This window comes from Ruegeria sp. AK4, assembly GCF_056541025.1.
Genome location: NZ_JBQFXS010000024.1, coordinates 43,522 through 51,297, shown reverse-complemented (window position 1 = coordinate 51,297; position 7,776 = coordinate 43,522). Strand labels below are relative to the sequence as shown.

The 7,776-nt window shown below is 57.7% G+C and carries 9 protein-coding genes and 1 pseudogene; 1 reads left to right on the top strand and 9 read right to left on the bottom strand.

Going from position 1 to position 7,776, the window contains the following annotated elements:
- Positions 1–88 precede the first annotated feature (88 nt).
- Positions 89–217 (top strand): annotated as a pseudogene (locus ACR0EZ_RS22915) (IS6 family transposase); the annotation flags it as partial.
- Positions 218–292: 75 nt separating this feature from the next.
- Here the strand turns inward: ACR0EZ_RS22915 and ACR0EZ_RS22910 are convergent.
- From ACR0EZ_RS22910 to ACR0EZ_RS22870, 9 genes are all read right to left on the bottom strand, one after another.
- Positions 293–1,423 carry a glycine cleavage T C-terminal barrel domain-containing protein gene (locus tag ACR0EZ_RS22910; protein ID WP_480617117.1) on the bottom strand — a complete coding sequence of 377 codons (1,131 nt, stop codon included), beginning with the start codon at positions 1,421–1,423 and terminating at the stop codon, positions 293–295.
- A gap of 168 nt (positions 1,424–1,591) precedes the next feature.
- Positions 1,592–2,038, bottom strand: coding sequence for a methylglyoxal synthase (locus tag ACR0EZ_RS22905; protein ID WP_480617116.1), 447 nt, complete (start codon positions 2,036–2,038; stop codon positions 1,592–1,594).
- Positions 2,016–2,543 (bottom strand): 2,4'-dihydroxyacetophenone dioxygenase family protein, encoded by a 528-nt coding sequence (locus ACR0EZ_RS22900; RefSeq protein WP_480617115.1) that lies wholly within the window; start codon positions 2,541–2,543, stop codon positions 2,016–2,018. The genes ACR0EZ_RS22905 and ACR0EZ_RS22900 overlap by 23 nt, the downstream gene beginning before the upstream one ends.
- Positions 2,544–2,557: 14 nt before the next feature.
- Positions 2,558–3,262, bottom strand: a complete 705-nt coding sequence (locus tag ACR0EZ_RS22895) for an SDR family NAD(P)-dependent oxidoreductase (protein ID WP_480617114.1) — start codon at positions 3,260–3,262, stop codon at positions 2,558–2,560.
- A 3-nt stretch (positions 3,263–3,265) separates the two neighbouring features.
- Positions 3,266–4,183 carry a sugar kinase gene (locus ACR0EZ_RS22890; protein WP_480617113.1) on the bottom strand — a complete coding sequence of 306 codons (918 nt, stop codon included), beginning with the start codon at positions 4,181–4,183 and terminating at the stop codon, positions 3,266–3,268.
- 60 nt (positions 4,184–4,243) lie between these two features.
- Entirely contained in the window at positions 4,244–5,434 is a 1,191-nt protein-coding gene (locus ACR0EZ_RS22885; protein WP_480617112.1) for an L-dopachrome tautomerase-related protein, read from the bottom strand.
- A gap of 69 nt (positions 5,435–5,503) precedes the next feature.
- The gene (locus ACR0EZ_RS22880) at positions 5,504–6,154 is read right to left on the bottom strand and encodes an RraA family protein (protein ID WP_480617111.1); all 651 of its coding nucleotides are present in this window, start codon (positions 6,152–6,154) and stop codon (positions 5,504–5,506) included.
- On the bottom strand, positions 6,151–6,810 hold the full coding sequence (locus ACR0EZ_RS22875) for a bifunctional 4-hydroxy-2-oxoglutarate aldolase/2-dehydro-3-deoxy-phosphogluconate aldolase (RefSeq protein WP_480617110.1): 660 nt from the start codon (positions 6,808–6,810) through the stop codon (positions 6,151–6,153). Before ACR0EZ_RS22875 ends, ACR0EZ_RS22880 begins: the two co-directional genes overlap by 4 nt.
- Positions 6,804–7,772: a C-terminal binding protein gene (locus ACR0EZ_RS22870; RefSeq protein ID WP_480617109.1), complete on the bottom strand. Its 969-nt coding sequence runs from the start codon at positions 7,770–7,772 to the stop codon at positions 6,804–6,806. Before ACR0EZ_RS22870 ends, ACR0EZ_RS22875 begins: the two co-directional genes overlap by 7 nt.
- Positions 7,773–7,776 lie beyond the last annotated feature (4 nt).

Sequence of the window (7,776 nt, the reverse complement as noted above, 5' to 3'; positions counted from 1 at the left end):
GAATAGATTGCTCATGAAATACCCCTGAAACTCAGGGGCTTGAATCACGCAGCAGAGATGGCTGCAATCAAATTAATGGGTCTAGAGCCTAGGGTTCAAGGCGTACGCTTCAGCGGCGGCAACCCTCGACGGAATCGAAGTGGCACACATGATCCGCAAAGGTCAAATCACGCCCGGAGTCTGTCCGTTTCGGCAATTTGCAGATCTGGCCGCTTAGCCCGCCGGTACCATGCCATCGCTGTCGCCAGTAAAAACTTCGCAACAGATCCCGCCTACAATAGTCGGTTCCGGATTATGCTTGCGACCTCGCTTCCATCCAAGGAAGTTCGATAACTTCGGCCGTGTGCTCATCCTCGTCCAACTGAATGGTCAACGAGCCCTTGGCATCAATGGCGGTGACCTGAATAATGGCGAGGCCAATAGTTTTGCCAAGGCGTTTTGAAAAAGCAAACTCACTTACGTAACCGACTTCTGCACCATCACGCATAAGCGGAACCTGATGACCAGGCAAGTCCGGTGTACCGTCAATAACCAAGTTGACAAGTCTGCGTGTGGCCCCTTGGGCCGCCATGTTTTGAAGTGCCGCACGACCCACAAATTCGTGACCGCCTTCCAAGTCTATCAGCTTCCCAAAACCCATTTCGAACGGGTTGGCGCGAAACGTTTGCAGGCGCATGTCGGCACCATACGAGATTAGGCCACTTTCCAATCTTTCGATATCGTTTGGAGCGCCAGGCCCGATTCCAAAGGCGCGACCCGCGGCTTTAACCTTGTCCCAAAGGACACCTCCCTGGCTATTGTCTGCCAGATAGAGCTCAAACCCATCCTGCTTCGACCAACCAGAACGGGCGAGGACCAACGGAATGCCATCCAGCTTTGTTTCTTCGAAACCGAAATGCTTGAAGCCTCTGACCTTGTCTCCAAAGAGTACGGCAGCGACCTCGACCGCTTTCGGCCCTTGGATGGCAAGCGGCGAGACGTCGGGTTCGGAAACAGTTACATCCCAACCGCGCTCGTGGCCGATCGCAGCCGCCCAAAGATGAATATCGCTATCGGCGACAGAGAGCCAATAGCGATCTTCGGCCAGCTTCTGCAGGACAGGATCGTTTATCATCCAGCCGTCATGATTGCACAACGGAACATAGAGCCCTTGTCCAACGCGAGCTTTCGATAGATTGCGGGGTGTCAGGTATCGCACCAAACGCCCGGCATCCGGGCCTCTTAGCTCCACCTGCCGCTGCGCCGCAACGTCCCACATCGCCACGCCGTGCAACAGCCGGTCATACTCGGCTTCGGGATCACCAAAATGGCCGGGAATAAGCATATGGTTGTAGACCGAAAAACTACGCACTCCGTCGCGGACGGTAGCGTCGAAATAGGGTGATTTGCGCAGGTTGGGGCCGATTCCGATGTTGAATGTCATGTCATTTTTCCAGCTTCGCTCGTTACTGTCATTGCGCGGCGCGCGGCAAAGCGCAAGCTCAGCACAGCAGTATAGATGTGCCCATAAATTAGCTGGTTGTGGTCGGCTTAAAAGACTTTGACACATCCCCAAAACACGCCCACGCCGCAAAGTAATAGTTTCCATAAACTACGGGTCGGATTTGAAGGTTGCACCCTGCGAGGGATCTGATACCGAATTTGATCTGGTCAGTCCTGCCAGTACGAAACCCGCTGTACTCGGGCTGCATGCGAACGGCAAGTCGTAGACAATCGCCAGACGGCTCAATGCTTTGACATCCACGTCATGCGGCATTGGCGACATCGGGTCTATGAAGAAAAACAGACCATCGAGCTTGCCATCGCAGATCATTGCGCCAAGCTGTTGATCCCCTCCCAAAGGGCCGCTTTTCAGTGGTGTAACTTGTAGGTCGGGAACCGCAGCGTTGATGCGCCCCCCTGTGGTTCCTGTCGCAAATAGTTGGGCCTGGCACAATATATTTGCATGCGATTGCGCCCATTCGACCATTTGATCTTTCTTGGCGTCATGGGCAACCAGGGCCAGATTCAGCGGTCTATCTGATGAATTGGTCGACATAATCCGCCCCCAGACCAACCTCTTCATAGTGGTTGCAGCACATGTCAATCTTGGTAAAGACGTCCTCGTAACCCATGGTTTTGCCCCATGGATCGACATAAAGCATCACGCCGTTGACCTGGAAATAGGTGATCATCTCGTCGACATCGTCGGGCACAACCAGCGTGTGGGTTTCGCCCGGTGGCTCGAACACGTAGCCGCCTTCCTGCGCTACCCAGTCATGTTCCAGATAATGCCAGCGGCCTTTCAGAACAAAACCGTGAACGGGCTGCGGATGCCGGTGCCTCGATAGAACCCCGGATTTCCGGACGCGCAACAAGTTCATCCAATAGCCCTGCGACCGGTTCAGGCATAATGGCCGGAACGACACGTTCTCGGTTTGCGGAACCCAGATACGCTCATCCTGGGCAACCGCGTCGGGAATAACGATCTCTTCCTGCGCCTCCTTGGGAAACGGCAGTTGATACGGCATTCTCGGATCGTCGTCGTGTTCTTGTACAGGCATTTGCTGCTCCTTTGTCACATCGCGGAATAACCGCCATCGACCGGGTATACGGCTCCGGTTACAAATGCTGCCTCGTCCGACAGCAACCAAGCGGCCAGCGCACCAACCTCCGCGGGCTTGCCCCAGCGGTCCAAGGGCGTTCGACCAAGGATTGGCTGGTTTCGGGACGGATCTGAGCGCAGTGCTTCGGTCATTTCGGTTTCGATCCATCCTGGGGCAACCGCATTGACGCGCACACCATCTGCGGCCCATTTCCCGGCCAGTGCCTTAGTTAACTGGGCCACCCCACCTTTGCTGGCGGAATAGGCCGGAACCAACGGACCACCAAAATAGCTGAGCATCGAGGCCGTATTGACGATGGCCCCGCCTGTTTGTGCCAACAGTGGCTGGGCTGCCAAACAGCAACGCATGGTCCCTGTCAGGTTGATGTCGACCACTTTCTCAAAGGTCTCAATCTCGTATTCAGCATCGCGTACCAGAATGCCCGCGCAATTCACCAAACCATCCAAGCGTTGCATATTCGTAAAGAAGGTGTTCACGGCAAGCGTATCGCGCACGTCAAGCTGCGTGCTGGTATCATTGGGATTCAGCTTTGCATAGCGCGAGACTTCGTCAGACCCAACGCCCGTTACGGTGATGCGCCATCCCTTGCGGCGAAGTTCCCCTGCGATACCGGCGCCGATGCCGCGGGTGCCGCCAATAACAACGGCGTGTTTCATGGGTCAGTCTCCTTCCGACAGAAACGCCTCGACAGCATCTTTGCGCGGCATCGGGGCAACTGCGCCGTACCCTTGGGTTGATAGGGCGGCTGCGGCGTTGGCATAACGTGCGGCCTGAAACGGGTCGTCGCCCGCCACAATACGAGACAGGAAGGCACCGTCAAATGTGTCGCCTGCAGCGGTGGCATCCACCGCCTCGACTCGGCGACCTTTGACACGCTCGCGCTTGTCAGGTGTCGCAACTAGAGTCCCTTCGGCACCAAGCGTGAGGGCGACAATTTTTGCGCCGAGGTTCAGGTAAAAATCTGCGATGGCATCCGGATCAGACAGGCCGGTCAGGTGCTCGGCGTCATCCTGGCCGGGAAGGGCAATATCGCATTGTGACATTGCGGCGTGCGTCACAGCGCGCGCGCGTTCGATGGGCCACAGTTTCAAGCGCAGGTTGGTATCATAAGAAACCATCCCCCCGGCCTCTTTCACGATCTGGATGGCTGCAAACACCGCATCCGCGGCGACGTCGGAAATCGCCTGACTGATACCCGACACATGCAGGATCTTTACCGATTGCAGTGCCGCCACTGGCAAATCGTCTGGCTCCATCCGGCTACTGGCCGAGCCTGCGCGGAAATAGCTGAACTCATGCCCGTTCGCGCCATGAGTCACGAAGTAAACCCCGGTATGAGCGTCCGTAACCTGACGAACGGTCGACGTATTTACCCCTTCGGCCTGCCAAAGGTCGATAAACGAATTGCCGAATGTGTCGGCCCCGATATGTGTCACATACCCAACGGATGCACCCTGACGCGCAGCGGCGATGGCACAGTTCGAGGTGTCACCGCCATGTCCAGGCAGGTAATTCCCGTCTGGTTGCTGATTGAACTCCAGCATCGGTTCGCCAAGGCACAGAATATCGGGGGTCATGGTCATCTCATCTTTGCTAAATGGGCCAGCCCCGCGGGGCTGACCAAGGTGTTGGGAGGATTATTCGGCCGTATAGCTTTGGCCGACACCCGGAATCTTCCAGATACGGAAGTTCGGGATTTCAGAGTCTTCAAAGTTCATGTCGCCATCGACCCAGATATGCAGGTGGTTCGAGACCACATACATCTCGCCATCCGGACCCCAGGCCAGCGTGTCTGGCCAATTCATTTCCGGGTGGTGGGCGAAACGGCTGACCTGACGGGTGGATTCATCGAACTTCATGATCCCGTCCAGCGTCAATGCGGTCATGTAGATGTTGCCTGCGTTGTCCGCCGTCATTCCATCGGTGTTCGACGGCAGCACGGCGGCAACCTCAACCGCGTTTTCAATCACCGTCTCATTGGTCTCGAAATCACGCAGGATTTCGGTCGGCAGGCTATACAGGTGATTGCCGGTCAGATTGGTCCAGTAGAGCGTTTCCTTGTCGCCCGACAACGCGATGCCGTCAGCACCCGTTCGCATCCCGCCATTCTTCAGCACCGGGCGGTCGTCGATGTTGAAGAAGAAATTCGGCTCATCATTGGTGAACTGGTGCTGATCAAGAATGCGGCGTACCGAGTTGGTGTTGCTGTCATAGACGATCAGACCACCGTGCAGCGGGTCACAAAAAATGCCGCTATCAGCGATATAGGCAAAGCCGGTGTCGTTATCGACGGCCAGATCGTTCAGAAAAGAACATTGGCGATCCGCTTCTTCTGCCGTGAAGACATAACGCTGGATTTCGTTGTTCTCTTTCAGATCCCACAACACCAGCTTGGCATCACCATCCTCGAACGGAGGGCCTGCCACGTGGCCCTGATCCAGGATCCACATCACATCGTTGCGGTCGATCTCAAAACCCAACACGGCCTTCAGGCCATCAGGGTTCGACATGCTGTTCATTTCCTCAGACGGAAACGCCTCCAGCTCCCACGTGTCGCCGTTCTTGACCAGCTTGGAGACGGTCGCGGGGATCTCGGCGCCGCCCCAGCGCGCGGTAGACACATAGATGTTGCCCTGACTGTCAACCTTGGCGCCCTGAACCAGCGCTTTGCCGAAAATTTCGCTGCCTTCCCAAGCTAATTTTGTCGCATCGTCCTTGACTGCATAGGGCAGACTGTTCCATTCCGCGACTACCTCGAGCCCGTTCGCGAGCGCCGGGGTGGCCAGAACGGCGGTAAGGGCCACCGTGTTGAGCATTCGTTTCAGCATGTATTCCTCCCTTGCTGAGTACTGGTGTCCCGCAGGTTGTTGCAGCAGCCTGCGGGACGGTTTGTTGTTTTAGATGCGGCCGTATTTCGCCAGACCTTCGCGCAGCGAGCCGCTTTCAATGATGAGACGTGCCTGTTCGGCTTCGCGCTCATCAATCTCGCGCGCCATTTCCAAGATGGGTTCCGCATGTTCACGGGGGACCACAACCGCACCGTCGATATCGGCCACGATGATGTCGCCCGGGTGTACAATCACACCGCCCATGTCAACTTCTACATTCGATGCCAGCGTACGAACGCGGCCCAGAGTGGTGCCCGGGTTAACGCAGCGAGAATAGACCGGGAAGTCATAGTCGCGCTTGATCTCGACCAGATCACGCACGCCACCGTCCAGAACGGCACCTTCGTGTTTGTTGGCAACAGCTCCGGCGGTCATCAAGCCACCCCACAGCGCCACATCAGTGGTGCCATTGGTCGAGATCACGATGACCGAACCGGCCTCGGATTCGTCGATGGCGTCCAGCGCGTGCTGCGGCGGCAGGAACTCGTCGGTAGGGCCTTCCAGAATTGTTACGGCTGGACCGACGATCTTCTTTTCGTTGATGCGCGGTTTGATCGAAGCGGGCAGAAATCCGGTCTTGCCGGCCACCTTGTCCACGGCATCCGCGACGGATGCGGTGGCCACGTCGCGAAACCCGGCAACGAGTTCTTGGGTGTTCATGAGAGTATCCTCTTACGTTGGGAAGATTGAAAGGATGCGGCCGTGAGAGCCGCGTTTATTTGTGCACGGGCCAAGTCGATGTGACCGGCCTCGAGCGCCTCGGCGGGCAGCAGATTTCCACCCATGCCGACGCAAAGCGCACCGGCGTTCAGATAGGATTGCGCTGTGTCAGGAGACACGCCGCCGGTCGGCATCAGGGCAAGGTCGGGAAACACGGATTTGACGGCCTTCAGGAACCCGGGACCACCGGCAGCATCGGCTGGAAAAATCTTGATCACCGCAGCGCCGTTTTCCGCATGGTGATGAACTTCACCCGGAGTCATTGCACCGGGCAGGTAAGGCAATTTCGCATCCCCGGCTTCCCGCGCGGCAGCTTCGCTCCAACATGGAGAGACAACAAATTCGGCGCCGGCCGCCAACACATTGTCAGCCTGACCCGTGTCAAGAACTGTTCCCGCGCCGGTGCAAATTTCAGGATAGCGTTGGCGCAGTTCGGCGATCAGTGCAGCGGCATCCGGGACCGTCGTGGTGATCTCCAATGCGCGAATTCCGGCCTCGGCCAGCAGGTCGCAGGCCGTCAAAGCAATCTCGGGGTCGCTGTGCCGGATTACGGGAACAATTTGCGCAGATCGTAAAGTGCTGACGAAATCTACCATTTGTTCACCCAGTGGTCGGGATGCTCATCGTTGAGAACCCTCGCGACCTCGCGCGCCGCGCATCGCTGCAGCACCGCAACTGAACGTTCGGAATACCAGGCAGCATGATCCGAGACGATGGTGTTGGGGCTGTGCAAAAGGGGGTTGGCTGGGTCGACCGGTTCCTGTTCGAACACGTCGATACCAGCCCCGAAAATGCGCCCGTGATTCAGGGCTTCGGCCAGCGCTGCCTCATCCACCAGCCCGCCGCGAGAGACGTTGATCACGACCGAGGTCGGTTTCATCAGCGCAATGTGATCGGCGTCCAGAATATGCCGCGTCTCGGGCGTCAGCGGCGCATGCAGGCTGACGACATCGGCTGTCATGCAAAGCTCGGCCAGACCGACCTTTTGCACATCGGCGGCGGCGGCCGTGTCGTCCGTCAGGTAGGGGTCGAACACCAGAACCGATGTGAATCCCAGCGCCCGGAATTTCTGCGCCGCCTGCAAGCCGATCTTGCCGCAACCGATCAGGCCCAGAACGGCATTCTCGCGGCTGGGAATCAGGGCGGCCTGTCCGATACCCCATCGGCCCTTCCGAACCTCGCCATCGCGCGAAGGGATACGCCGCTGTACCGCCAGATACAGCGCCAGCGCGTGTTCACTGACCTCAGTTTCCGCCCCGTAATCGGGGACGTTTGCGACATAGATTCCGCGCGACTGCGCGTAATCCAGGTCGATATTGTCGACGCCCACCCCATAGCGGACGACGACTTTCAGGTTTGGGCAGGCGTCGATCACGGCCGCATCCACGATACGTTCCCGCACCAGGATGGCGACCGGATCCAATGCCCGCAAAGCCGGGACCGCCTCAGTCTCTGGCCCGATCAGCGCGATCTTGACGTCCTGCTCGGCCAGAACCGAGGCCTCGGTGCTATAGGCGGCATAGCCAGGTTCCAGGATTGCGATGGTTTGGCGGGTCATGTGA

What these genes read in the sequence shown, in the direction of transcription:
- ACR0EZ_RS22910 (WP_480617117.1), bottom strand. Translation starts at nt 1,423, where the DNA reads ATGACATTCAACATCGGAATCGGCCCCAACCTGCGCAAATCACCCTAT.
- ACR0EZ_RS22905 (WP_480617116.1), bottom strand. Translation starts at nt 2,038, where the DNA reads ATGTCGACCAATTCATCAGATAGACCGCTGAATCTGGCCCTGGTTGCC.
- ACR0EZ_RS22900 (WP_480617115.1), bottom strand. Translation starts at nt 2,543, where the DNA reads ATGCCTGTACAAGAACACGACGACGATCCGAGAATGCCGTATCAACTG.
- ACR0EZ_RS22895 (WP_480617114.1), bottom strand. Translation starts at nt 3,262, where the DNA reads ATGAAACACGCCGTTGTTATTGGCGGCACCCGCGGCATCGGCGCCGGT.
- ACR0EZ_RS22890 (WP_480617113.1), bottom strand. Translation starts at nt 4,183, where the DNA reads ATGACCCCCGATATTCTGTGCCTTGGCGAACCGATGCTGGAGTTCAAT.
- ACR0EZ_RS22885 (WP_480617112.1), bottom strand. Translation starts at nt 5,434, where the DNA reads ATGCTGAAACGAATGCTCAACACGGTGGCCCTTACCGCCGTTCTGGCC.
- ACR0EZ_RS22880 (WP_480617111.1), bottom strand. Translation starts at nt 6,154, where the DNA reads ATGAACACCCAAGAACTCGTTGCCGGGTTTCGCGACGTGGCCACCGCA.
- ACR0EZ_RS22875 (WP_480617110.1), bottom strand. Translation starts at nt 6,810, where the DNA reads ATGGTAGATTTCGTCAGCACTTTACGATCTGCGCAAATTGTTCCCGTA.
- ACR0EZ_RS22870 (WP_480617109.1), bottom strand. Translation starts at nt 7,772, where the DNA reads ATGACCCGCCAAACCATCGCAATCCTGGAACCTGGCTATGCCGCCTAT.